Raw genomic sequence first — 23684 nt, forward strand, 5'->3', positions numbered from 1 at the left:
ACATGGAAAAAACAGTTACAGAAGCTATTGCTTATAGACGATCAACTCGGGTATATACAGAACAACCGATTGATACAGACAAAGTAAAACAATGTCTTGTAAATGCCTCTTTAGCACCGACAAGCAGTAATCTTCAGCTCTGGGAATTTTATCATGTTACCAACAAAGAAAAACTGAAATTACTAGCAGAAGCATGTTTCAATCAAAGCGCTGCAAAGACAGCCCAACAATTGGTAATAGTCGTGGCAAGAAAAGATTTGTGGAAAAAACGAGCTAATGCAAATATTGATTTTCTGAACAGAGTATATAACAGAGAAGGACTGAGCGAGCGTGATTTAAAACGTAAAAAAATGGCAACTGATTATTATAAAAAACTCATTCCTACGATTTACACAGACTTTCTAGGCATACTGGGTTATATTAAATTTTTCATTTTTCAGATTGTTGGAATTTTTAAACCCATTTATAGACAAACACGTTTAAGTGATATGCGAATAGTTGCCCATAAAAGTGCTGGCTTAGCCGCTCAAAATTTTATGACCAGTATGGCGGCAATTGGCTATGATACTTGTCCAATGGAAGGAAGTGATACTTTACGTGTTAAAAAGATACTCAACTTGCCTCGTGGTGCTGAAGTAAATATGGTTATAGGATGTGGCATAAGAGATGATAAGGGAATTTATGGGCCGAGATTTAGAATCCCTTTCGAAGAGGTTTATTTTGAGGTATAACCTTATTTCTTAAAATTCTCCAATCCCTTTTTTAACCAGTCATAATATGCATCTGCGTCAGGTTCATAGGCATTGGTAGTATTAAGCAATTGCATATCATGGTCTAATAATGCGTAGTAGGGTTGTGAATTATTCTCAAAATTTATGGTCTGCAAGGTTGCCCATTTATCTCCTATAGTTTCTATTTCCTTAACCGATCCATTACTTCTTAAATACTGAAATTGATCTACTTCAGGCAATGCTTTTTTATCGTCTACATACAGCGAAATAATGACATAATTTTCACTAAGCATATCATAAACATCAGACGTGCTCCAAACCTGCTCTTCCATCTTTCTACAGTTAACACAAGCCCAACCAGTAAAGTCTAGTAAAATAGGTTTGTTCTCTGCCTTAGCTTGTGCCAAGCCTTCACTTAAATCCTTATTACAGTTAAGATCTAATGGACATTCAGATGATTTTTCATATAGGCTATAAAACATAGGTGGCGGGAAACCACTTAACCATTTAAGGTTTGCATGAGCTGAATTTGTCAATCCAGGTATAAGGTAAATTACAAATGCAATCACCAAAATACCTGTTGTTATTCTTCCTTTACTTAGTTTTTGCAGAGGCCCATCATGCGGAAACTTTATTTTCCCAAATAGATATAGGACCAAGCCAATACCAATCAATATCCACAGACCAATAAACACTTCACGTTTAAGAAGTCCCCAATGCTCAACCAAATCTGCATTAGACAAGAACTTAAGCGCTAAAGCTAATTCAATAAAACCTAGCACTACTTTAACTGTATTAAGCCATCCACCAGACTTTGGTAACGAATTAAGCCATTTAGGAAACATGGCAAATAAGGAGAACGGTAAGGCCAAAGCCAAACCAAATCCGCTCATTCCCATAGTTAATTGCATGACACCACCATCTGCTGTTAATGAACTTCCCAAAAGCGTTCCCAATATTGGACCTGTACATGAAAATGATACTATAGCCAAGGTTAAGGCCATAAAAAAGACTCCAATAAATCCACCAATTTTATTGGCTTTACTATCCATAGCTGCACTCCATGATTGTGGCAGTGTTAATTCAAAATAACCAAAGAACGAAAAGGCAAATACTATAAAAATTATAAAGAATATAATGTTAAGGGTAACATTAGTAGAGATATTATTCAATATTCCAGGATCTAAAGAATCTAAGACATGAAAAGGAATACTCAATAGCGCATAAATTAGGAAAATGAAAAAACCATAAAGAATTGAGTTAAACAAACCTTTCTTTGGATCGTTTGCACTTTTGGTAAAAAATGAAACGGTTAAAGGTATCATTGGAAACACACAAGGTGTTAACAATGCAATTAATCCTCCCAGAAAACCCAATAAAAAAATAGAAAAATTGCTTTTCTTTTTAATGGTTTGGCTTTCAAATTTATCCCAACCTGTTACATTAAGATTGAGTGACTCAGATAATTCCTTGCTCCTATCATCAATCTCGGTAATTTCTTTGGTTATATCAGAGCCATCTAATGAAATATTGAAGGTGTAATCGCCAGGAATACATTTAGAATCATCACAGGTTTGGTATTCTACAATAAGATCAACTTGGCTAAGTTCAGAATTACTAATTGCAACCAATTGTTCAAATACGGCAGTGTCCTTAAATTTTACAACGTTTTCTTGAAATATTTTATCAAATATTGGTGCTACAGATGGCTCAGCGAACTCACCTATTAGAGTATAATTGTTTTCCTGATTTGTAAATTCAAAGAATGTTGTAGGTGCAAAACTTTCTTCAGATTGTTGGTGCTGGGAATAAATGTACCAGCCCTTATCAATATTAGCTTGAATAATGACTTTATACTCATTTTCTGAAACTTTCTCAACCTTTGATTCCCACTTTACGGGTTCTAAAATCTGAGAATTCAATTGAAATGAAAAACAAAACGCAATTAATACGTAAAATAATAGGGATTTAATCTTCATAAATAAAGCGTTAACACACAAATGTAATTGTTGTGATTCTAATATTGATAAACAGTCGCGTAATTTATAAAATCCTTAAGAATTACAATGATACTTTTATAACATAAAAAAACCGAACAAATTGTTCGGTTATGTTTTTATGATTTTACTTCGAGGTCGAGTTCATCAGAATGTTGCCACCTAGATAGACCTCCCTCGAGATCATAGATTTTTTCAAAACCAGCTTCTTCCATTTTCTTTGCACATTTTGCGCTTCTTACACCGCCTTTACAATAAAGAATAATTGGTTTTTCTTTATCTAATTTTGTTATATCCTCCTCAAAAGTAGGTGAGAAATAATCAATATTTTGAGCATTTGAAATATGTACTTCACTGTACTCTTCTGGTGTTCTCACATCTATAACCTGAACATCTTCCGATTCTAAAATAGATATCATTTCTTCTGCAGTTACTAATTTAACTTCAGTGTTTTTAGTATCCACACAACTTATTGAAAGACAAAGTACTGGGATTAAAAAACAGATATAAAAAAATCTTTTCATGACTAACTTAATATTTAATTATTGATGAATAACATCGCCCTTCCACTCAAGTATACCACCAGATAAATTAAAGGCGTTTTCAAAACCAAGTTGATTCATTACTGCACATGCTTGCCCACTACGACCACCTGACCTACAATACACATAGTAATTCTTAGATTTATCCAATTTATTAAGTTCATCAATAAATCCTTGACCTTTATAAATATCTATATGAATTGCATTTGGTATAATTCCGCCATTAACTTCGTTCTGAGTTCTAACATCTAAAACAACCGAATTATTGTCTTCTTCGAGTTGTTTTGTCCAATCATTCTGCGATAAATTCAATTTATATAGCTTTTTGTTTAAACAAAATTAACATTTCCTTATGATATAGACGAAAAAAAATCCGAAGTGTTACATCTTCGGATTAATTTTTTAGATTTTTAATATAATTAATTAAAAATCAATTCATTATACTTTTATTGAGCATCCTATAGCTCTTGTTTCTTTAACCTTTACCTCGCCACCATCTAATAATGTGTCAACAGCATCTTCAACATATTTTGTGTTAACTGAAGCTGCGTCCTTATAATTATCATCAATTGCACCAATATATTTTACTTCATTTCCTTTTCTTGTTTTTTCTAAAATATAAACATGAGGTGTTTTTGTAGCTCCATATTGAGGATAAATCTTTTGTCCTTTATCCACTAAATACGGAAATGTAAATCCTTTTGCTTTAGCTCTAGCTTTCATTGCCTCCATATTATCACCAGGTTTTACATCAGTGTTATTAGGCATAATTGCAATTACAGGATATCCTTTTGAAGCATATTTTTTATCTAATGCAACAATTCTATCCTCATATGCTACAGCATAAGGACAAGTATTACAGGTAAAAACAACAATGAATCCCTTTGCCTCTTTGTAGTCTGACAAAGAAACCATTTTACCATCTATATTTTCCAAACTGAAGTCTGTTGCTAAATCGCCAACTTTATAGCCATCTGTATCTGGCTTAACTGTAAATGCCGAAACAACGGTCATAATTACTATTAGTGAAAGTACCTTTAAAGTTTTCATGAGTATTTATTTTAAAAATTGTTTTAATTCGTTTTCTAACTCCTCTTGAGTAAATGACCTTTCGTAAAAAAGGCGCTTATCATTATTATAAATTATTGTAGCCGGAATTGCTCCTGACCAGTTTTCGTCAATTGCAGGTATCCATCTATTTTGATCTGTATCATCAAATGCAACAACCTTAGATTGTAATTTGTGCTTGCTCATAAATGGTTTGAGTTTAGAATCGTAATTCTTCGGAAAATCTAAACTTACTAATAAAACCTCAACATTTTTATCTTGATATTTTTCATTAACTACTTCAAAATATGGTAACTCCTTTACACAGGGCGCACACCAAGTAGCCCAAAAATTCACCACATGAATCTTGTCATCTTTTTTGTTAATTAGCGGTTCTAAACCATCGTAATCATAAATCTCAAGTTCAATACTTTCTGAACCAGGTTCTACAACTTCAGCAGTGACCTTATCAACCTTCTCTTCAATTTGAGGATTTTCATTTTTACATCCTACAAATAGTAAGAAAACAACCAGTACAATTTGTTTCATAGGCTAAAGTTATCAATCAAAATTTATGACTTGGAATAATTAACAAAAAATTAATTCAAAAGTTTGATAATAAAAATTATCATTTCTATATTTGACACATAATGAAAACAATAATTACTCATACTTGGTGGTGGAATTTCTCAAACTCGACGTCTGTGAATTAACACCTTGTATGTATAAAATATAGAAAAAAGGCTTGTCATTCACGACAGGCCTTTTTTTAATTAGTAATCAATGAAAACATTTAGTTTATATACACACTATAAAAAGATACTTGCAGATACTATCACACCTGTTAGCATTTATCTTAAAATTCGAGATAAATTCCCTAACAGTATTTTGTTAGAGAGTAGTGACTACCACGCTAATGACAATAGTTTTTCTTATATCTGCTGTAACCCAATAGCATCTATAGAAGTTAAAAACGGATCAATCTATCAGAATTATCCAGATGGGAGCTCAAAGGTCAACCATGTAAAAACGGTGAGCGTTGTTGAAGAAATACAAAAATTCACAAAGCGTTTTAAGGTTGAAGCTAATAAAGAATTTAAATTTATAAACAACGGTATTTTTGGGTATACCGCCTATGATGCTGTGAAATATTTTGAGGATATAGAAATCTCAAACAAACCAGATTCTATAGAAATTCCAGAGATTTATTATGCGGTCTACCAAAATATAATCGCCATTAATCATTTTAAAAATGAGGCCTATATTTTTGCACATTGCTTTGATACCGAAAATAATATTGAAACGCTACTACAGCTAATTCAAAGGAGGCAATATGCATCTTATGATTTTGATACTGATGGCGATATAGAGTCTAATCTAACTGACGATGAATACAAAGAACATGTTGAACTTGCAAAGAAACATTGTGCGCGCGGTGATGTATTTCAGCTTGTATTATCTAAACAGTTTTCTCAAAAATTTAGTGGCGATGAATTTAATGTATACCGAGCACTAAGAAGTATAAACCCATCTCCTTATTTATTCTATTTTGATTACGGCAATTTTAAAATTTTTGGAAGCTCACCAGAAGCACAGCTTATTGTAAACGATGGGAAAGCAGAAATACATCCAATTGCTGGTACATTTAGACGTACAGGAAACGATTTAAAAGATGCTGAGCTGGCTGAAAGTTTAATAAACGACGATAAGGAAAATAGTGAACACGTAATGCTAGTTGATTTGGCGAGAAATGATTTAAGCAGACACGGTCATAACGTTAAGGTAGAAACATATAGAGAGGTACAGTTCTTCTCACATGTTATTCACCTTGTCAGTAAGGTCACTGGCATAAAAAACAAAGGAACTGAGACTATGCAAGTAGTTGCAGATACATTTCCTGCAGGAACTTTAAGTGGTGCTCCAAAACATATGGCGATGCAACTCATAGAAAAATATGAAAAAACCAGCAGAGGATATTATGGAGGTGCGATTGGTTTTATGGATTTTGAAGGCAATTACAATCACGCTATAATGATAAGGACGTTTTTAAGTAAAAACCATAAATTATTTTGGCAAGCTGGTGCTGGATTGGTTGCAAAATCTGAACCAGAAAGTGAATTACAAGAAGTATACAACAAGCTTGGTGCATTAACCAATGCTATAGAACAAGCTAAAGATATTTAAGATGAAAAAAGTTTTAGTTATTGACAATTACGATAGTTTCACTTATAACTTGGTGCATTACCTAGAGGATTTAAAATGCGAGGTAACTGTAAAAAGAAACGATAAATTAACTCTAAATGAGGTTGAAGCTTTTGATAAAATTGTTTTGTCACCAGGACCTGGTATACCAGATGAAGCTGGTCTTTTAAAAGATATAATTGCAAAATACGCATCTACCAAAAGTATTTTTGGCGTGTGTCTTGGCCAGCAAGCCATAGCAGAGGTATTTGGAGGCTCACTAGATAATCTCGATCAGGTTTACCATGGTGTTGCCACAGATATAACATTATCAGTTGATGATGAGGTATTGTTTAAAGGATTAGACAAAACATTTGAAGTAGGCAGATATCACTCTTGGGTTGTAAGTGCAATTTTACCAGATAGTTTAGAGGCGACTTCTTTTGATGAAAATGGTCAAATAATGTCATTAAGGCATAAAGAATACGATGTGAAAGGTGTACAATATCACCCTGAATCTGTTCTTACACCTAATGGAAAAAAAATACTTGAAAACTGGGTGAATAGTTAATTATGAAAGAAATTTTGAACAGACTCATAAATCAAGAAAGCATCAGTAGTGATGAGGCTAAAGCCGTTTTGGTAAATATTTCAAAAGGAATGTATAACCAGAGTCAAATTGCTTCTTTTCTTACGATTTATATGATGCGTAGTATCACTATTGAAGAATTGAGAGGATTCAGAGATGCACTTTTAGAATTATGCATTCCTGTTGAACTTGACGAAATTGACACTATAGATTTATGTGGTACAGGAGGTGATGGAAAGGATACTTTTAATATTTCAACATTGTCATCTTTTATAACTGCAGGTGCAGGTGTAAAAGTTACCAAGCATGGAAATTATGGAGTTTCATCAACTTGTGGCTCCTCAAATGTTATGGAGAATTTAGGTATCAAATTTACAAATGACATTGACTTTCTAAGAAAAAGCATTGATAAGACTAACATTTGCGTTTTACATGCACCACTATTTCATCCGGCTATGAAAAATGTAGCACCAATTCGACGAGAATTAGGCGTTAAGACCTTTTTTAATATGCTAGGACCAATGGTAAATCCTGCATTTCCAAAAAACCAAATGGTTGGTGTATTTAATTTAGAGTTGTTAAGGCTTTATGGTTATCTATACCAAGAAACAGATAAGAACTACGCCATCGTTCATGCATTAGATGGCTATGATGAAATATCCTTAACAGGAAAAACAAAAGTAATTACCAATGATTCAGAATTACTCTTTAGTCCGAAGGAAATTGGATTAAATCAGGTCAATCAGTCTGAAATTTTCGGTGGTGATACTGTAAAGGACGCTTCAAGTTTATTCAAAAAAATAATTAATGGCGATGGTACAACAGCCCAAAACGAAGTTGTGCTCGCCAATTCGGGCTTAGCAATAGCAACGGCCAATAAAATTGATCATAAAGCGGGTATTGAAATGGCAAAAGAATCCTTGTTTGGTGGGAAAGCAAAGCAATGTTTAACAAAACTGATTGAACTTAGTAAATGAACATTTTAGACAAAATAGTATTTGATAAACGCAAAGAAGTTGAACTTCGTAAGGCTTTAATTCCAAAGAGTCAACTAGAAGCATCTGTGCTATTTAATAGACCTACACATAGTCTTTCAAAAGCTTTGAGAACTAGTAGTTCTGGCATTATCGCTGAACACAAACGCAGATCACCATCTAAAGCCGAAATTAATTATAACCTCAATGTTCAAGATGTAGCAGTAGGATACGAAAATGCAGGAGTTTGTGGTATGTCTGTATTAACAGACGGTAAGTATTTTGGTGGTTCTTTAGACGATTTATTAATTGCAAGATCAAGTTGTCAATTACCACTATTGAGAAAAGAATTTATTATTGACGAATATCAAATCTTAGAAGCAAAGGCTTATGGTGCAGATGTAATTTTACTGATTGCTGCCATTTTAACAAGAGATGATATAAAGTCTTTGTCAGAATTTGCTAAATCATTACAGCTCGATGTACTACTCGAAGTACATAACGAGGAAGAATTACATAAATCAATTATGCCTTCGTTAGATATGCTGGGTGTTAACAATAGAGATCTAAAAACCTTTAATGTTAGTTTAGAAACATCTAAACTACTTAGTAATTTAATACCCGATGAATTTGTAAAAGTTTCTGAGAGTGGTATAAGCTCTATTGAGGCTATTAAAGAATTGCAACCGTTTGGTTATAAAGGATTCCTAATAGGTGAAAATTTTATGAAAACAGACAATCCAGGTAAAAGTGCAACTCAATTTATAAATAATATCAACTCATGAAACTGAAGGTTTGTGGAATGAAATATCTTAATAATATGGAGGCTGTAGCAAAACTGCGACCTGACTTTTTAGGGTTTATATTCTACGATAAATCCTCAAGATATTTTAATGGTGATATACCTTACTTACCAGAAGCCATTAAAAAAGTTGGTGTGTTTGTAAATGAAGACTTAGAAACATTACAAAGTATAATAAAAGAACAAAAATTAGATGTGGTTCAATTACATGGACAAGAATCACCAGAGTATTGTTCTCAACTCGAAAACGCAGAAATAATCAAAGTATTTTCAATAAAAGATACATTTAACTTTTCAGTGCTATTACCTTACGAAGAGGTCTGCGATTATTATCTTTTTGACACAAAAGGCAAACTACCTGGAGGCAATGGTTACACTTTTAATTGGGATGTTTTAAAGGATTATCCATCAACCAAACCATTTTTTCTTAGTGGTGGAATTGGTTTAAAAGAGGTAGAAAAACTTAAAGATTTTATAGATAGTCCAGCTTCAAAATATTGCTATTCTTTAGATGTAAATAGCAAATTTGAAATAAACCCTGGAGTAAAAAACATTAATGAATTAGAAAAATTTAAATATGAGTTACAACATTAACGAAAAAGGCTATTATGGGGAGTTTGGTGGTGCATATATACCAGAAATGCTGTACCCAAATATTGAAGAACTCAGCCAGAATTACATAAAGATTTCTGAAGACCCTTCTTTTAAAGAAGAGTTTAATCAGTTATTAAAAGATTATGTTGGCAGGCCCTCACCTCTATATTTTGCAAAGCGACTTTCAGAAAAATACAATACCAAAATTTATCTAAAGCGCGAAGACTTAAATCACACTGGTGCTCACAAAGTAAACAATACAATTGGTCAGATTTTATTAGCAAAACGACTTGGTAAAACACGCATTATTGCTGAGACAGGTGCTGGTCAACATGGTGTTGCTACTGCGACCGTTTGTGCTCTTATGGGAATTGAATGTGTAGTGTATATGGGTGAAATTGATATTGCTAGGCAAGCTCCAAACGTAGCACGTATGAAAATGTTGGGCGCCAAAGTTGTACCTGCACTATCAGGAAGCAGAACATTAAAGGATGCCACAAATGAGGCTATGAGAGATTGGATCAACAACCCGGTAAACACGCATTACATTGTTGGCAGTGTTGTAGGACCTCATCCATATCCAGATATGGTAGCAAGATTTCAAGCCATTGTATCTGAAGAAATTAAGACCCAACTTAAAGAAAAAGAAGGTACAGAAAATCCGGACTATCTCATTGCCTGTGTTGGTGGTGGTAGTAATGCTGCAGGCACCTATTATCATTATTTAGACAATACAGATGTAAATATCATCGCAGTCGAAGCTGCCGGAAAGGGTGTAGATTCAGGTCAAAGTGCTGCAACTTCTGTTCTAGGAAAAGAAGGTATTATTCATGGTAGTAAAACCTTATTAATGCAAACGAATGATGGTCAAATCACAGAACCTTACTCTATTTCTGCTGGATTGGATTATCCAGGCGTTGGCCCAATGCATGCTAATTTATATAAAACAGGTAGGGCAGAATTCATTGCCATAACAGATGATGAAGCTATGACGGCTGGTTTGGAGCTATCACAACTAGAAGGGATTATACCTGCTATTGAAACTTCGCATGCCTTAGCAGTATTTGAACATAAAACCTTCAATCCAGATGATATCATTGTAGTTAACCTATCTGGAAGAGGTGATAAAGATTTACAGAATTACATTGACTATTTCAAACTATAAAATTGAAGTGTTTTCAATAATGATGGCACTATAAATTACAACAAAATGAAATTTAAAATTATCATAGTCATAGCTCTGGTTTTACTAGTAACTGTTTCTTGCAAACAAAAGAAGGGTCAAGGTGAAAAACAAATACAAAAAACAGCAGAATATGAATTAGTAGACTTAGGTAGTGGAATTCTGGTCGAGCAATTTGACTCCATTGTCAAAGATGAAAACAAGTACAATCGTAACAATAAAGTTTTTAAGGTCGGTAATGTTTTTGAATACGCATTTAAACATATAACAGTCGACGGAAAAACAAAATATTATAAAATTGATGAAGACAAAATATGGGATTTTGTAGAAGAGGTTGACCAAGATTCAACCACGATTACCTCAGTTAAAATTAGTGTTCAAGACGAAAATGCGATGGCGCGACATATTCCTGATTATAATCAAACGAACTTAAAATACTTAATTGACAAAAATATAGGTTACTCTACCTCTGGAGCCATTGAAAATGAAGCCAATATTTGGATACATCCACCTCGAGATAGATACTTCGAAATTTTAGAACTCAATCCATTTCCTTACATAAAATTACCTGCCAAAATTGGTGATTCATGGACATGGAATCTAAGAATTGGAGATGGCTGGTCTGACCATCGTTGGAAAGTCTGGGAAGGTCAAATTGAAAACAATTATGAATATAAAATTACGGATAAAAGAAACATTTCAACGGAATTTGGAAAATTAAAATGTTTAGTAGTTGAGTCTAATGCCAAAAGTAGAATTGGTGAAACAAAGCTCACTTCCTATTTTCATAATAAATATGGCTTCGTAAAATTAGAATACACAAATATTGATGGTAGTAAAACTATTCTCGAACTAGTAAATTTTAAAACCAAAGATGACAAATAGAATAAATAAGAAATTACAAGAGGACAAGAAGTTACTCTCCATATATTTTACGGCTGGTTATCCAAATATTGATGATACAGTCACCACCATACAAAACCTTGAAAAAAATGGTGTGGATATGATTGAAATAGGACTACCTTTTAGTGATCCATTAGCTGATGGACCAACGATTCAAGCAAGCTCTACCCAAGCTCTAAAAAATGGTATGACTAGTGAGCTTCTTTTTGAGCAATTAAAAGACATCCGTAAAACAGTTAGCATCCCATTAATTATCATGGGTTATTTTAATCCTATGCTTCAATATGGTGTTGATGCTTTTTGCAAGAAGTGTCAGGAAATTGGTATCGATGGACTTATCATTCCAGATTTGCCTGTAGATGTGTACCATTCTGACTATAAAAGTATTTTTGAATCCTATGGTTTAATAAACATCTTTTTAATCACGCCACAAACTTCAGATGAGCGTATTAGATTTATAGATTCAGTTTCAGACGGATTCATTTACATGGTAAGCTCCGCAAGTACTACAGGAGCCAAATCAGGGTTTGGCGATGAGCAAGAGGCCTACTTTACTCGTATTGCAAACATGAAATTAAATAACCCACAAATTGTAGGTTTTGGTATTTCTAATAGCGATACATTTACACAAGCCACAAAATATGCAAAGGGTGCAATAATTGGTAGTGCCTTTATTAAGCACGTTACAAATAATGGCGTTGATACCATTGACCAATTTGTAAAAACAATAATTTAACATGAAGCTCACAACGGATTGGCGTATTATTATTCTTTTATGTCTAACACTAGGCTTAGCGCCATTTTTCCCAGAACCACATGTTATTGGTAAACTCAGATGGCTTTTTGGTGGTGCAAAGGGCATGCAACTTATGGATTATTTTGATTTGGTATTGCACGGTTTCCCATTTATACTGCTTATACGACTCATTATTATAAAACTTAAAAAATAATCAACCTTACTTCATTTCAAGTGCCTCTACCAACCCTTTTCAAAGTTTAATTTGATATATTTGAGAGATAGCTTCTTATAAACAATAAAGCAAAACTCTCACAATGAAAAAAACTATTTTACTCCTTTTATTTTCTTTCATCCTAAGTGCCACATTTGCTCAGAGCAAGCTTTTAGTAAGCCTTCCCATGAAGAGCAAATTATTAAATATCGATGTGAAATATTCAGTGTATTTGCCACAAGGATTTGAGGACACTGAAAAAGAGTATCCAGTGGTATATCTACTAAATGGATATACAGGTGATGAAACGGACTGGGTTAGAATTGGTCATGTAAAAGATATTGCAGATGAACTTATAAGAGGCAATAAAATAGAACCTGTGGTTATTGTAATGCCAGATGGTGATGACAGATTATACATGAATAAAGATGATGGCACCTACCCTTATGAAGATATGTTTATTAAGGAGCTAATGCCATTTGTTGAAAATAAATATAGAATTAAAAAGCAAAAGCAATTTAGAGGTATTAGTGGTCTATCTATGGGTGGCGCTGGTAGTTTAAGACTATCTCTTAAATATCACGAACTATTCGGTTCTTGTGCCGCGTTTAGTGCTGGAATAGGAACGGAAGAAGAGATAATAAATGAAAATCAAGAAAGTTTTGAAGGCTATTTTGGTAGAATATCACCTTCCTTGATTGGTGCAAAAGGCAAAGATCGCATAAATGCAACTATTAAAGATTACAATCTATTTGATATGATAGATACCAAAGATCCTAGATTATTGGAATCAGTGGATATTTATTTTGATTGTGGTGATGACGATTTTTTGGCTGTGGGTAATGCAATGCTTCATATAGAATTAACCAAAAAAAGAATTCCACATGAATATAGAGTTAGGGACGGTGCGCATACTTGGAATTTCTGGGTAGATTCATTACCGGTTGGTTTAGTTTTTATTAGTAATTCAATGCGAACTTCAAAATGAAAAAAATCTTAATTCTATCTCTTTTTTATTTCATTGGCGCTATTTCATTTGCACAAAGTGAAGTAAAGCTGAGCCTTGAAATGGATTCCAAACTATTGGGAAAAAACATTAGATATTCTGTTTACTTACCTGCAGAATATGAAAGCTCAGATAAAGAATTTCCAATTCTATATCTGCTCAATGGGTTCACAGGTGATGAAACCGACTGGAACATGGAAGGGCTACTTTCTGATATAGTTAACGAATTAATTAGGGCAGAGAAAATTGACCCAATGGTGATTGTAATGCCAGATGGCGATGATAGATTATATATGAATAGAGATGATGGCACCTATCCTTATGAAGACATGCTTATTAAAGAGTTTATACCATTTGTTGAAGAAAAATACAATGTAATTAAAGACAAACAATTTAGAGCTATTAGCGGTCTTTCCATGGGAGGAGCTGGGAGCATGAGACTCGCCCTAAAATACCATAAGCTTTTTGGTGCCTGTGCAGCTTTTAGTCCAAGTATAAGAACCTATGATGAAATAATAAATGACAATTCTAATCATTTTGACAGATATTTTGGTAGAATATCTCCTTCTGTAATCGGCAAAAAAGGAGAAGTGAGATATACTGATGCTATTAAAGAATTTGACCTAGTTAATTTTGTTGACACCCAAGATTTAGAAGACTTAAAATCTGTAGCTATTTATTTTGATTGTGGAGATGATGATTTTTTAACTATAGGTAATACGTCGCTTCACATTAAAATGAAAAATAAGGGAATCCCACATGAGTTTCGAGTAAGAGATGGTGGCCATACTTGGAATTTCTGGATAGATTCTCTGCCAGAAGGATTGATTTTTATCAGTGACTCCATGAGAAAATCTAAAACAAATTAAAATTGAAAAAATCAATGAAATATATTAGCGAATATGCTCAGATACTGTTTGGAATAATACTCGCTAGTATTGGACTAAAAGCATTTCTTCTTCCAAATGGATTTTTAGATGGTGGAGTTACCGGAATTGCATTATTGGTAAATGAATTAGTGGATATCAGCATTTCATATTTGTTAGTTTTATTTAGTATACCGTTCATTATTCTAGGTTATTTTACTGTATCAAAACGAATTGTTATAAAATCAATTATTAGTATAATCACACTGGCCCTAATTATTGAGTTTGAAAATTTTGAAACCATCACAGATGATAAATTGCTGATTTCAATATTTGGAGGTTTGTTTCTAGGAGCGGGAATTGGTATAGCCATTAGAAATGGATCTGTATTAGATGGCTCCGAAATTTTAGGTGTTTATCTCAACGATCGCTTTGGAGTAAGTATTGGGCAAGTAATCCTCCTTTTTAATATCATACTTTTTTGCATCACTGCGATTATACTTTCTGTAGAAGTCGCCTTATATTCTATTTTAACCTATATCGTAACGGCTAAAGTTACTGACCTCACGATAGAAGGCTTCGAAGATTTTATTGGTGTTACGATAGTATCTAAAAAATACGAATTGATTGAAACGGCCATAATGGAAGAATTAGGTGTAGGCATGACTCTTTACAAAGGTACAAGAGGATTGGGTAGCTCAGGGAAAACTGAAGATATTGATATTATACACACCATTATCAATCGTATTGATATAAAAAAAATGTATCGGACAGTTAATCTTATAGACCCAAATGCCTTTATTGTAGAATTTGATGTTAACTCTGTTAAAGGTGGTGTTTTAAGGCATTACTTAGACAAAAAAAAGAATAAAAAACTACCTGCTCATTAACGCTTTTGATTGAGCATATTTAAATACATTTTTTCAACCTTAGATCTTGCCCAAGGGGTACGTCTCAAAAATTTTAAACTAGATTTCACCGAAGGATCATGGGTAAAACATCTAATATTAATTTGGAAACCCATATACTCCCATCCATAATTTTCCTTAAGCTCAAGGATGATCTGTTCTAACTTAACACCATGTAATGGGTTATTTGGTTGCATACTCATTCTACTATCCTCTATTATCTTTTTTACGACGTTTTCTATTTCTATTACGACTTCTATTAGAATTCTTTGGACTATTAGAGTTTTTAGAGTTTGAAGATTGCCTTGGGTTTTTATTTCTCTGCCTATTTTGACCTGGCTTTATTGGTTCTGTAGAAGCATTAGGATCTGGTTCAAAACCTTCAACAATCTCTACTTCAATTTTCATATCAATCAACTTCTCAATTCCTCGTAAATAGGATGTCTCATCTGCACTTACAAGAGAAATGGCTTCACCGCTTGCTCCTGCCCTACCAGTTCTTCCAATTCTATGCACATAGTCTTCAGAAATATTAGGGAGCTCGAAATTAATAACATGAGGTAGCAAAGGAATATCTAGACCTCGAGCTGCAATATCTGTCGCAACCAATACTCTAATTGATCCTTTTTTAAATCCTGCTAAGGCTTTTGTCCGCGCGCCTTGACTTTTATTACCATGAATAGCGGAAGCCGAAATACCTGCGCTTATCATTTTTTTACAAAGTCTATTAGCGCCATGTTTAGTTCTAGTAAATACTAAAACTTGCTTCCAGTTTCCATCAGAAATAAGTTTGATAATTAATCCTGTTTTTTTAGTTTTTGCAACACGAAATACTTTTTGATTTATAATCTCAACTGCTGTATTTTCTGGTGTAGCTTCAACCTGTATTGGATTATGTAATATGGAATATGCTAACTTCTTTATGTCTTTAGAAAATGTGGCAGAAAACATTAAATTTTGACGTCGCTTAGGCATCAACTTCATTATGCGCTCAATATCGCGAAGAAATCCCATGTCTAGCATGCGGTCAGCTTCATCTAAAACAAATATTTCTATTCGATTTAGAGATATGATATCTTGATTCTCCAAATCAATTAGACGACCTGGCGTAGCTATTAATACATCTATACCTTGTCGCAAGGTAGCTACTTGTGGTCTTTGTTTAACACCACCAAAAATAACTGCACTTCGAATATTAAGAAACTCCGAATACTCTTTTACATTAGTATAAACTTGCGCTGCTAATTCGCGGGTTGGTGTTAATATCAAAGCACGAATTGGTCTATTTCTTTGCTGAGGCTTATCTGATAAATATTGTAATAAGGGTAATGTAAAACCTGCCGTTTTCCCAGTACCTGTTTGTGCTGAAGCCAAAACATCTTTTCCTTCTAAAACAGGCGGTATCGCTTTTTGCTGAATCGGCGAAGGAGTTTCGTATCCTTTCTTTCTAATGGCTCTTAGTAAAGGCTCCGACAAGCCTAATGATTTAAATGACATACATCTTTTTTAAGTTTGCCAGAATTGGCATTTAAGATGAATATCATACTAAAATCTCACCTTGCTATGTCCAGCGAAGTTACAGTTATTTTAATCCTTACTCGCTGTTAATAATAATTTTTATGATTTCTTTTCTGCCTGCCACTCCCTATACTTTGCAAATGGATTTGCAGAGAGGTTTTTAAAACCATGAATTCCGTTAGTTGTTATCAATATAGCCGCAGCAATAAATGTAGTTGTTGTTATAATCTCATTTACTGCGCTATTAGCTACACCAATACCTACCAATGCCCATGCACCAACTAATGTAAACGCCCTCATATTGCGTTTCCACATTACATAAAGATTTATTATCACTGCTATACAAATCATAATGATGGTCCAGGTATTATCTGGCAATCCAAACCCATCCCATTTTAGCTTTATAAGGTAGCTAGACACATTTGCTATACTTGCAACAGTTACCCAACCAAAATATATGGCAAAAGGCCACCAAACAAAAGCCATAAGTGGAAAACGTCCATCGTTATGCTCCATGCCTAAATTAATTACAATCTTGATCAAAGAAATAAGTAATAAAAAGATTAAAACACAAGACAAGCCAGTGTAGTCATAAATCCAAGCAAATACCCATAAGGAATTAAACACACAAGATAGAATAAACCATATTCCGATTTTCTCAACAAAACTATCGTCCTTGACATGTACAAACAGGCTTCGCCCTTGATATATGGCAAAGGAAATCAACAATAGATAAATTAAACCCCAAATAGCAAAGGTGTATCCTGCAGGTGTAAATACAGACCTATAACCATCGGACATTTCTCCAATAGTTGTATCATTAATTAAACCAGTATTTGATAAGTAGTTGATGAAAATAGTTGAACCCAATGCCAACCCATTTCCGATTTGCAGTGCTTTTTTCATAATGATTGTTGTTAGTTATAATACAAGTTAATCAATCATAAGTAATTTTTAGAATTTGAACAAAGATTTTTGTCTGAAACAGAAATAATCATCTTTACAAACCAACAAACTATACATTGCTAGAATTAAGAAATATTTTTTTATTAACTTGAATATGAATTAATTAATAAAAGTTCATATCCTAAAATGACTAAAAAAATAGGTAAATATATTATTGTTGAGGATTTAAAACTGATAATAGAGTATTATTCGGGTACTATAAAAGTGGAAGATTTAATTGGCTTAAAGGAAAAGATTAAATTAGAACCAAATTATGACTTTTACTACAATACCATTTTAGATCTAAGGAATTGTAATTTAGTTTTATCCATAGACGATTTGCATAAAATTTATAAATATTTTGATAGTAATTTTATCAAAAGAGAAATAAGAAATGTTGCATATTTGGCAGATGCGCCGAATGAAGCTGCTTTATCCATATTATTCACAAGAATAGATGATAATATTATTGAAATGGACAAAAGTGTCTTTTCCTCAACTGAAGGAGTTTATGACTGGCTTCAGAATTTAATTACAATTAATGAAACCGAACTAGAAAGTTTATTATCACTTGCCAAAAAACAAGACTTTAATGTATTCGAATAAAATAAAAATTACCTAGCACAACTTTCCTGGCTGACACATCTTTTTAAAAATACTCCTTATACTGCAATACTCTAAAATCAAAAGTTGAAAAATTTGGGTTTTTGGCCTTAAGTTGTTTGTATAACTGCATACTACCAATTGCTCTATTTGCAGAACCAGAAGAAGAAGTTAAAGAGACTGTTTTTATAATACGGTTATCTATAGAAAATTGATGAATTCTAGGAATCTCGCCAGAAACCAATTCTAATTTTAAATTATTGGTCTTAATAAGTTTCCTAAAGAAATATTCAGGACCATTTTTACTATTACCTCCAATGAATAGAAGAGTATCTACATTTTTAAATTCTCTTAAATAACCAATAAGATCTCTAAGTTTTACATTTGACAAGCCTAAGTCTGAGGCATCTATTTTTTTACGCTCACCGCTGTCTACTATATCACAAACACCAATTTTGTGCATTTTCAAAAACGCTTTACGTTGTTCAATAGCCCTAATTGAATTATCATATCTTAAATTAAGATTATGAATTTTATCAATGTATAACCACAAGGAATTATAGTAGCTCCCATAACAAAAGTCTACATCTTTTTCTAACAATTGTCCTGTTGAAAATCTTGGTGGTGGTAAAGTGCCTACAATTAGTTTTGTAGTGTCTTGATTAATAAATGGTGGGTAAGGATGCTTGTGCAAAAACATTATCTTGTGAAAACAAGTTCGTTTTCACTTGATAACTCATTACTTAATGCATAATTATCATAATTAAAACCTTTTATATCATCAAGTGTCTTTGCATCTGTATCAATAATATATCTAGCCATTAACCCTCTTGCATATTTAGCGAAAAAACCAATGGTTTTGTATTGCCCATTTTTAAATTCCTTAAAACTCACAGTTATAACAGGTACTTTAAGCGCTTTTTTATCTATAGCCTTAAAATACTCGTTACTTGCTAGGTTTAAGAACAATTCTCCTTCCTTAAGTTCCTCATTAAGTGCTTGAGTAACTTTTTTGCGCCAAAAGTCATAAAGGTTTTTATTTCTTCCTACAGGAAGTTTAGTTCCCATCTCTAATCTGTAAGGTTGTATTAAGTCCAGTGGCTTTAAGATACCATACAAGCCAGAAATGATTCTTATTGTATCTTGGGCCTTATCTAATCTTGACTTGTCAATTGTATAAGCATCCAATCCTCTGTAAACATCACCATTAAAAGCATACATTGCAGGTCTTGCGTTGTCTTTGTTAAAGGGCAAACTCCACTCTTGATTACGCTCATAATTTAACTCACCTAAATTTGCTGAAATATTCATCAGTCGAGATAAACTTCTTGGCGATTTTTTCTTTAGGATTTTATTGAGGCGTTCTGCTTCTGCAGAAAAACAAAATTCACTCGATTTTGTAGTTGGTACATTACTTTCAAAATCTAAAGATTTGGCAGGCGATATTACAAGTTTCATATAGTTGCTTTTTCTGATTGTAAATTTACGAAGTCCTTCAAAAAGTTGAAATGACATTCAACAAATATTAACAATGGTACTATTAATTATCTTGATGCTTTGCGTAAGATCTCCACTTTTCTATACAAGACTGGATATCTTTTGGTATTTCAGTTGTAAAGCGCAAAAATTTTCCTGTACTTGGATGTTCAAAACCCAAACTTTTAGCATGCAAAGCTTGTCTAGGTAAAATTTTAAAACAATTTGAAATAAACTGTTTGTACTTGGTGAAGGTGGTACCTTTTAGAATCTTTTCTCCACCATAGCGTTCATCATTAAAAAGCGTATGTCCAATATGCTTCATGTGCACACGGATTTGGTGTGTTCGGCCAGTTTCGAGTCTACAACTTACTAAAGTTACATAACCAAAACGTTCAATGACCTTATAATGTGTTACGGCTGGCTTGCCTTTATATGCGTCCTCTCCTTCGTAAACTGTATTTTGAAGTCTATTTTTAGGGTGTCTACCAATATTCCCTTCAATTGTACCTTCATCCTCCTCAACATTTCCCCATACAAGAGCAACATACTCCCGTTCACTTGTCTTTTCTGCAAACTGATTAGATAAATGTGTCATCGCCAATTCCGTCTTCGCAACAACCAATAAACCAGTTGTGTCCTTATCTATTCTGTGTACTAAACCAGGTCGATTACTAGAATTATTCGGTAAATTCTCAAAGTGATATATTAACCCATTAATAAGGGTACCTGAATAATTTCCATGGCCTGGATGAACCACCATTCCGGCAGGCTTATTTACTACAAGAACATCGTCATCTTCATAGACTATATCAATCGGAATATCTTCCGCAACTAGTAATTGTTCGTGAGTTGGATGTTCAAATTTAACCGTAACGTAATCATTAGGTTTTACCTTGTAGCTTGCCTTGACTGATTTGCCATTTACAAAGACAAACCCATCTTTGACTGCATTTTGAATTTTACTGCGTGTTACATTTTCCATAAAATTCATTAAATACTTGTCTACTCTAATAGATTGCTGACCCTTCTCTACCCTAAAAGCATAGTGCTCGTAAAGTTCGTCATCTTGAGTATCTAAATCAGATATATTTGGCATTTCAATAGCTTATAACTTGCCGTTACCAACGACTAAGTCTATTTGAGAAGTAAGTGGCAAAAGAGCTCCTGGTTTCAATGGTTTGCCATTATGAGACATTGACATAACACCTTCACCAATTGCATCTCTGTAGGTAATCTTACCAATTTTAAACTCCAAGGCTTCAAGAGTAGGTTTTGCCTGCCTTAATGTTCGTTTTAATATATTAGGTACTTCTACCTTTCTATAACCCGAAGGATTCAAAATAAGATAGATCTTACGATCTTCTTTTACTTTTGAGCCTGCCACAGGATTCTGCTCTATAACAGAATACTTTGGATAATTTGGATTAAAGTTGGCCGAATCTTGAATTTGCATTACCAGATCATTATCCCTGAGTTCTATTTCAACGGTTTCTACTGATTTACCTTTTAAATCAGGTACAACCACGAATTCACCTTTTTTAGTAGTTATATCTAACCATTTTAAAACCAAAAAACTTAAAACTACAATGGCTACAATGGCCAAAGCCAATTGTTTAAAAAATACTTTGCTGGTTAGAAATTTGACTAGACTCATGAATTAATTGATTATTGACAAAACTAATAAAATATATAACGTCATAAAATTTATATACGTATCGAGGAATGATTTAGTTTATTCAAAATAAATGATACATTTACATTATCGATTTTCAGAAGATACAATGAAGAAAAATGTTGCCATAATAATGGGTGGATATTCAAGTGAATATGAAATTTCACTTAAAAGCGGTAATGTGGTATATGAAACATTGGATAAGGAAAAATATGATGCCTACAGAATTCATGTTTTTAAAGATGAATGGTGTTATGTTGATGATAATGAAGACAAATTTACTATAGACAGGAATGACTTTTCAGTAAAAATTGAAGGCCATAAAGTAACATTTGATTGTGTGTTTAACGCCATACATGGCTCACCTGGAGAAGATGGTTATATGCAGGCTTATTTTGAGTTACTTGATATACCACATACAAGCTGTAGTATGTACCAAGCCGCTCTTACCTTTAACAAAAGGGATCTCATATCTACTTTAAAACCATATGGCATAAAAACTGCTGAAAACTATTACCTTAATTACGGTGATAGCATTAATGAAGATGAAATAATAAACAAAGTTGGTTTACCATGCTTTGTTAAAGCCAATAAGGCAGGTAGTAGTTTTGGTGTTTCTAAAGTATACAATAAAGAAGAACTTAAACCTGCCATTGACGCTTCCTTTAAAGAGGATAATGAAATTATAATTGAAGAATTCTTAGATGGCGTAGAAGTATCTGTTGGTGTTATATCTTACCAAGGAGAAACATTAGTATTACCTATCACGGAAATCGTTTCAGAAAATGATTTTTTCGATTACCAAGCTAAATATGAAGGAAAGTCTCAAGAAATTACTCCAGCAAGAATCTCTGAGGAATACAAAAACAAAGTAAATACTGAGGCAAAACGTATTTATGAAATTCTAAAAATGAAAGGGTTTTCCAGAAGTGAGTTTATTTTTAAAAACGACCATCCCTATTTCTTGGAAATGAATACCGTACCTGGTCTAACGAAAGAAAGCATATTACCTCAACAGGCTAATGAAGCAGGAATTAGTTTAAAAGCTCTGTTCAATAATGCCATTGAAGAGGCAATACAGAATTAATTATATTTGCTTAATCAATACTTCGACACCAATAGCTTATAAAGAATTAAAGCATGAAACGAGCCATCTTCCCAGGATCTTTTGACCCAATTACCTTAGGGCACTACGATATTATTAAACGCGGTGTAAAACTATTTGATGAGATTATTGTTGCTATTGGTATAAATGCAGATAAAAAATACATGTTCTCAATTGAAGAGCGTCAAAAGTTTATTGAAGAAGCATTCAAACACCAACCAAAAGTAAAGGTTACGACATATAGTGGTCTTACAGTAGACTATTGCAAAGAAGTAAATGCAAAATTTATTTTAAGAGGATTGAGAAATCCTGCAGATTTTGAGTTTGAGAAAGCTATTGCTCACACCAATAGAAGGCTTTCAAAAATCGAAACTGTATTCTTGTTAACCGCTGCCAAAACATCTTATATATCATCATCAATTGTAAGAGACGTCATTAGAAATAATGGTAATTATTCCGTTTTGGTACCAGATAGTGTAGTATTGCCAGATCAAGACTAGATACCATTTAACTGTAACTATTTCATTAAAATCAGGACATATAAAGTATAGCCTTTATTTGTCATGTTTCGTCCAATTTCTTTTCTCCTTATTAAACTAAAATGGTTAAAACCCAACCAAAACACCATTAATAGATGGAAGTATAATAATGAGAGCGAAAAACTAAGATTTATTCTACAACATGGAAACTACAAAACAAGGCCCTTGGCAGCAACAGCATTGGCTGAAATAAATGATAGATCATCAATACCACTTTTACTTTTGGCAATTCATGATAACATCCATCATGTATCCATAGCTGCACTCAATGCATTAGAAATTCTAGATGTTGACATGGAGACTTCCAAAATAATAAACCGAAAGCGTTTTCACTGGGTGAAATTATTTAATGACAAAAAGAATAAATCACCAAAACCTAAAAAGAAATCGAATATCTATAGATGGGAACGTGCAAGTAAAAAGAGTTTTGATCTGGTAAAAGAAAGATTGAATCGACCTATTAGATAAATAAGGGCACAAAAAAAGCATCACATATTTTTTGTTTTTTACAGAAAATAAATGATGCTTTCAAAAACTTGATTAATAGCAT

29 protein-coding genes are annotated in these 23684 nt (G+C 33.2%); 17 read left to right on the forward strand and 12 right to left on the reverse strand.

All coding sequences use genetic code 11. The features are described from left to right. Positions 1 to 2: 2 nt before the first annotated feature. On the forward strand, positions 3 to 731 hold the full coding sequence (locus LBV24_RS00470; RefSeq protein ID WP_224476642.1) for a nitroreductase family protein: 729 nt from the start codon (positions 3 to 5) through the stop codon (positions 729 to 731). Positions 732 to 733: 2 nt separating this feature from the next. Here LBV24_RS00470 and LBV24_RS00475 read toward each other — a convergent pair whose 3' ends face one another. The 5 genes from LBV24_RS00475 to LBV24_RS00495 all read right to left on the reverse strand — a co-directional run bounded on the left by LBV24_RS00475 (position 734) and on the right by LBV24_RS00495 (position 4866). Continuing rightward, positions 734 to 2710, reverse strand: a complete 1977-nt coding sequence (locus tag LBV24_RS00475; protein ID WP_224476643.1) for a protein-disulfide reductase DsbD family protein — start codon at positions 2708 to 2710, stop codon at positions 734 to 736. A gap of 137 nt (positions 2711 to 2847) precedes the next feature. Beyond that, positions 2848 to 3252 (reverse strand): rhodanese-like domain-containing protein, encoded by a 405-nt coding sequence (locus LBV24_RS00480; RefSeq protein WP_224476644.1) that lies wholly within the window; start codon positions 3250 to 3252, stop codon positions 2848 to 2850. Between the two features lie 18 nt (positions 3253 to 3270). After that, the gene (locus LBV24_RS00485; protein ID WP_224476645.1) at positions 3271 to 3582 is read right to left on the reverse strand and encodes a rhodanese-like domain-containing protein; all 312 of its coding nucleotides are present in this window, start codon (positions 3580 to 3582) and stop codon (positions 3271 to 3273) included. A gap of 126 nt (positions 3583 to 3708) precedes the next feature. Continuing rightward, on the reverse strand, positions 3709 to 4320 hold the full coding sequence (locus tag LBV24_RS00490; protein WP_224476646.1) for a thioredoxin family protein: 612 nt from the start codon (positions 4318 to 4320) through the stop codon (positions 3709 to 3711). 6 nt (positions 4321 to 4326) lie between these two features. After that, positions 4327 to 4866 (reverse strand): TlpA family protein disulfide reductase, encoded by a 540-nt coding sequence (locus LBV24_RS00495; RefSeq protein ID WP_224476647.1) that lies wholly within the window; start codon positions 4864 to 4866, stop codon positions 4327 to 4329. A gap of 234 nt (positions 4867 to 5100) precedes the next feature. Between LBV24_RS00495 and LBV24_RS00500 the strand changes: the two genes are divergently transcribed. From LBV24_RS00500 to LBV24_RS00555, 12 genes are all read left to right on the forward strand, one after another. After that, the gene (locus LBV24_RS00500; RefSeq protein ID WP_224476648.1) at positions 5101 to 6501 is read left to right on the forward strand and encodes an anthranilate synthase component I family protein; all 1401 of its coding nucleotides are present in this window, start codon (positions 5101 to 5103) and stop codon (positions 6499 to 6501) included. A gap of 1 nt (position 6502) precedes the next feature. Beyond that, on the forward strand, positions 6503 to 7069 hold the full coding sequence (locus LBV24_RS00505; protein ID WP_224476649.1) for an anthranilate synthase component II: 567 nt from the start codon (positions 6503 to 6505) through the stop codon (positions 7067 to 7069). 2 nt (positions 7070 to 7071) lie between these two features. Then, positions 7072 to 8064, forward strand: a complete 993-nt coding sequence (gene trpD / locus LBV24_RS00510) for an anthranilate phosphoribosyltransferase (protein WP_224476650.1) — start codon at positions 7072 to 7074, stop codon at positions 8062 to 8064. Then, positions 8061 to 8846, forward strand: coding sequence for an indole-3-glycerol phosphate synthase TrpC (trpC, locus tag LBV24_RS00515; protein WP_224476651.1), 786 nt, complete (start codon positions 8061 to 8063; stop codon positions 8844 to 8846). Before trpD ends, trpC begins: the two co-directional genes overlap by 4 nt. Next, entirely contained in the window at positions 8843 to 9457 is a 615-nt protein-coding gene (locus tag LBV24_RS00520; protein WP_224476652.1) for a phosphoribosylanthranilate isomerase, read from the forward strand. The genes trpC and LBV24_RS00520 overlap by 4 nt, the downstream gene beginning before the upstream one ends. Then, positions 9441 to 10622 carry a tryptophan synthase subunit beta gene (trpB, locus tag LBV24_RS00525; RefSeq protein ID WP_224476653.1) on the forward strand — a complete coding sequence of 394 codons (1182 nt, stop codon included), beginning with the start codon at positions 9441 to 9443 and terminating at the stop codon, positions 10620 to 10622. Before LBV24_RS00520 ends, trpB begins: the two co-directional genes overlap by 17 nt. A gap of 45 nt (positions 10623 to 10667) precedes the next feature. Continuing rightward, complete coding sequence (locus LBV24_RS00530; protein WP_224476654.1) at positions 10668 to 11525, forward strand: hypothetical protein; 858 nt, start codon at positions 10668 to 10670, stop codon at positions 11523 to 11525. Next, positions 11515 to 12279: a tryptophan synthase subunit alpha gene (trpA, locus tag LBV24_RS00535; RefSeq protein WP_224476655.1), complete on the forward strand. Its 765-nt coding sequence runs from the start codon at positions 11515 to 11517 to the stop codon at positions 12277 to 12279. Before LBV24_RS00530 ends, trpA begins: the two co-directional genes overlap by 11 nt. Before the next feature lies 1 nt (position 12280). After that, the gene (locus LBV24_RS00540) at positions 12281 to 12493 is read left to right on the forward strand and encodes a hypothetical protein (RefSeq protein WP_224476656.1); all 213 of its coding nucleotides are present in this window, start codon (positions 12281 to 12283) and stop codon (positions 12491 to 12493) included. A gap of 103 nt (positions 12494 to 12596) precedes the next feature. Beyond that, positions 12597 to 13481, forward strand: a complete 885-nt coding sequence (locus LBV24_RS00545; RefSeq protein WP_224476657.1) for an alpha/beta hydrolase — start codon at positions 12597 to 12599, stop codon at positions 13479 to 13481. Then, entirely contained in the window at positions 13478 to 14368 is an 891-nt protein-coding gene (locus tag LBV24_RS00550; protein ID WP_224476658.1) for an alpha/beta hydrolase, read from the forward strand. The genes LBV24_RS00545 and LBV24_RS00550 overlap by 4 nt, the downstream gene beginning before the upstream one ends. 14 nt (positions 14369 to 14382) lie before the next feature. Continuing rightward, positions 14383 to 15255, forward strand: coding sequence for a YitT family protein (locus LBV24_RS00555; RefSeq protein ID WP_224476659.1), 873 nt, complete (start codon positions 14383 to 14385; stop codon positions 15253 to 15255). Here LBV24_RS00555 and LBV24_RS00560 read toward each other — a convergent pair. From LBV24_RS00560 to LBV24_RS00570, 3 genes are all read right to left on the reverse strand, one after another. Further along, complete coding sequence (locus tag LBV24_RS00560) at positions 15252 to 15476, reverse strand: VF530 family protein (RefSeq protein WP_224476660.1); 225 nt, start codon at positions 15474 to 15476, stop codon at positions 15252 to 15254. The two genes, LBV24_RS00555 and LBV24_RS00560, sit on opposite strands and share 4 nt — an antisense overlap. 4 nt (positions 15477 to 15480) lie before the next feature. After that, on the reverse strand, positions 15481 to 16770 hold the full coding sequence (locus LBV24_RS00565) for a DEAD/DEAH box helicase (RefSeq protein ID WP_224476661.1): 1290 nt from the start codon (positions 16768 to 16770) through the stop codon (positions 15481 to 15483). A gap of 120 nt (positions 16771 to 16890) precedes the next feature. After that, positions 16891 to 17697, reverse strand: a complete 807-nt coding sequence (locus LBV24_RS00570; protein ID WP_224476662.1) for a tryptophan-rich sensory protein — start codon at positions 17695 to 17697, stop codon at positions 16891 to 16893. 186 nt (positions 17698 to 17883) lie between these two features. Here LBV24_RS00570 and LBV24_RS00575 point away from each other — a divergent pair, with 186 nt between their 5' ends. Further along, positions 17884 to 18342, forward strand: a complete 459-nt coding sequence (locus tag LBV24_RS00575) for a hypothetical protein (protein ID WP_224476663.1) — start codon at positions 17884 to 17886, stop codon at positions 18340 to 18342. Positions 18343 to 18385: 43 nt separating this feature from the next. On the opposite strand, the gene LBV24_RS00580 is transcribed toward LBV24_RS00575, so the two are convergent. The 4 genes from LBV24_RS00580 to LBV24_RS00595 form a co-directional block, all read right to left on the reverse strand. Further along, positions 18386 to 19039 (reverse strand): uracil-DNA glycosylase family protein, encoded by a 654-nt coding sequence (locus LBV24_RS00580; RefSeq protein WP_224476664.1) that lies wholly within the window; start codon positions 19037 to 19039, stop codon positions 18386 to 18388. Next, positions 19039 to 19797: a peroxide stress protein YaaA gene (gene yaaA / locus LBV24_RS00585; protein WP_224476665.1), complete on the reverse strand. Its 759-nt coding sequence runs from the start codon at positions 19795 to 19797 to the stop codon at positions 19039 to 19041. Before yaaA ends, LBV24_RS00580 begins: the two co-directional genes overlap by 1 nt. Before the next feature lie 82 nt (positions 19798 to 19879). Further along, on the reverse strand, positions 19880 to 20914 hold the full coding sequence (locus tag LBV24_RS00590; protein ID WP_224476666.1) for an RluA family pseudouridine synthase: 1035 nt from the start codon (positions 20912 to 20914) through the stop codon (positions 19880 to 19882). Positions 20915 to 20923: 9 nt separating this feature from the next. Next, complete coding sequence (locus tag LBV24_RS00595) at positions 20924 to 21472, reverse strand: PASTA domain-containing protein (RefSeq protein ID WP_224476667.1); 549 nt, start codon at positions 21470 to 21472, stop codon at positions 20924 to 20926. A 127-nt stretch (positions 21473 to 21599) separates the two neighbouring features. Between LBV24_RS00595 and LBV24_RS00600 the strand changes: the two genes are divergently transcribed. The 3 genes from LBV24_RS00600 (at position 21600) to LBV24_RS00610 (ending at position 23602) form a co-directional block, all read left to right on the forward strand. Further along, positions 21600 to 22577 (forward strand): D-alanine--D-alanine ligase, encoded by a 978-nt coding sequence (locus tag LBV24_RS00600; RefSeq protein WP_224477146.1) that lies wholly within the window; start codon positions 21600 to 21602, stop codon positions 22575 to 22577. Positions 22578 to 22630: 53 nt separating this feature from the next. Continuing rightward, positions 22631 to 23095 (forward strand): pantetheine-phosphate adenylyltransferase, encoded by a 465-nt coding sequence (gene coaD / locus LBV24_RS00605; protein WP_224476668.1) that lies wholly within the window; start codon positions 22631 to 22633, stop codon positions 23093 to 23095. Positions 23096 to 23158: 63 nt separating this feature from the next. After that, positions 23159 to 23602, forward strand: coding sequence for a HEAT repeat domain-containing protein (locus LBV24_RS00610; protein ID WP_224476669.1), 444 nt, complete (start codon positions 23159 to 23161; stop codon positions 23600 to 23602). Positions 23603 to 23684: the final 82 nt, after the last annotated feature.

It is taken from the genome of Winogradskyella vincentii, assembly GCF_020166345.1.
In the GTDB taxonomy this organism is placed as follows: domain Bacteria; phylum Bacteroidota; class Bacteroidia; order Flavobacteriales; family Flavobacteriaceae; genus Winogradskyella; species Winogradskyella vincentii.

Coding starts and splice junctions, on each gene's coding strand:
- LBV24_RS00565 (WP_224476661.1), bottom strand. CDS start 16,770: ATGTCATTTAAATCATTAGGCTTGTCGGAGCCTTTACTAAGAGCCATT.
- LBV24_RS00470 (WP_224476642.1), top strand. CDS start 3: ATGGAAAAAACAGTTACAGAAGCTATTGCTTATAGACGATCAACTCGG.
- LBV24_RS00575 (WP_224476663.1), top strand. CDS start 17,884: ATGACTAAAAAAATAGGTAAATATATTATTGTTGAGGATTTAAAACTG.
- LBV24_RS00475 (WP_224476643.1), bottom strand. CDS start 2,710: ATGAAGATTAAATCCCTATTATTTTACGTATTAATTGCGTTTTGTTTT.
- LBV24_RS00555 (WP_224476659.1), top strand. CDS start 14,383: ATGAAATATATTAGCGAATATGCTCAGATACTGTTTGGAATAATACTC.
- trpB (WP_224476653.1), top strand. CDS start 9,441: ATGAGTTACAACATTAACGAAAAAGGCTATTATGGGGAGTTTGGTGGT.
- LBV24_RS00530 (WP_224476654.1), top strand. CDS start 10,668: ATGAAATTTAAAATTATCATAGTCATAGCTCTGGTTTTACTAGTAACT.
- yaaA (WP_224476665.1), bottom strand. CDS start 19,797: ATGAAACTTGTAATATCGCCTGCCAAATCTTTAGATTTTGAAAGTAAT.
- trpD (WP_224476650.1), top strand. CDS start 7,072: ATGAAAGAAATTTTGAACAGACTCATAAATCAAGAAAGCATCAGTAGT.
- LBV24_RS00540 (WP_224476656.1), top strand. CDS start 12,281: ATGAAGCTCACAACGGATTGGCGTATTATTATTCTTTTATGTCTAACA.
- LBV24_RS00505 (WP_224476649.1), top strand. CDS start 6,503: ATGAAAAAAGTTTTAGTTATTGACAATTACGATAGTTTCACTTATAAC.
- LBV24_RS00495 (WP_224476647.1), bottom strand. CDS start 4,866: ATGAAACAAATTGTACTGGTTGTTTTCTTACTATTTGTAGGATGTAAA.
- LBV24_RS00520 (WP_224476652.1), top strand. CDS start 8,843: ATGAAACTGAAGGTTTGTGGAATGAAATATCTTAATAATATGGAGGCT.
- LBV24_RS00595 (WP_224476667.1), bottom strand. CDS start 21,472: ATGAGTCTAGTCAAATTTCTAACCAGCAAAGTATTTTTTAAACAATTG.
- LBV24_RS00560 (WP_224476660.1), bottom strand. CDS start 15,476: ATGAGTATGCAACCAAATAACCCATTACATGGTGTTAAGTTAGAACAG.
- LBV24_RS00570 (WP_224476662.1), bottom strand. CDS start 17,697: ATGAAAAAAGCACTGCAAATCGGAAATGGGTTGGCATTGGGTTCAACT.
- LBV24_RS00490 (WP_224476646.1), bottom strand. CDS start 4,320: ATGAAAACTTTAAAGGTACTTTCACTAATAGTAATTATGACCGTTGTT.
- LBV24_RS00480 (WP_224476644.1), bottom strand. CDS start 3,252: ATGAAAAGATTTTTTTATATCTGTTTTTTAATCCCAGTACTTTGTCTT.
- LBV24_RS00580 (WP_224476664.1), bottom strand. CDS start 19,039: ATGTTTTTGCACAAGCATCCTTACCCACCATTTATTAATCAAGACACT.
- LBV24_RS00545 (WP_224476657.1), top strand. CDS start 12,597: ATGAAAAAAACTATTTTACTCCTTTTATTTTCTTTCATCCTAAGTGCC.
- coaD (WP_224476668.1), top strand. CDS start 22,631: ATGAAACGAGCCATCTTCCCAGGATCTTTTGACCCAATTACCTTAGGG.
- LBV24_RS00610 (WP_224476669.1), top strand. CDS start 23,159: ATGTTTCGTCCAATTTCTTTTCTCCTTATTAAACTAAAATGGTTAAAA.
- LBV24_RS00500 (WP_224476648.1), top strand. CDS start 5,101: ATGAAAACATTTAGTTTATATACACACTATAAAAAGATACTTGCAGAT.
- LBV24_RS00590 (WP_224476666.1), bottom strand. CDS start 20,914: ATGCCAAATATATCTGATTTAGATACTCAAGATGACGAACTTTACGAG.
- trpC (WP_224476651.1), top strand. CDS start 8,061: ATGAACATTTTAGACAAAATAGTATTTGATAAACGCAAAGAAGTTGAA.
- LBV24_RS00600 (WP_224477146.1), top strand. CDS start 21,600: ATGAAGAAAAATGTTGCCATAATAATGGGTGGATATTCAAGTGAATAT.
- trpA (WP_224476655.1), top strand. CDS start 11,515: ATGACAAATAGAATAAATAAGAAATTACAAGAGGACAAGAAGTTACTC.
- LBV24_RS00550 (WP_224476658.1), top strand. CDS start 13,478: ATGAAAAAAATCTTAATTCTATCTCTTTTTTATTTCATTGGCGCTATT.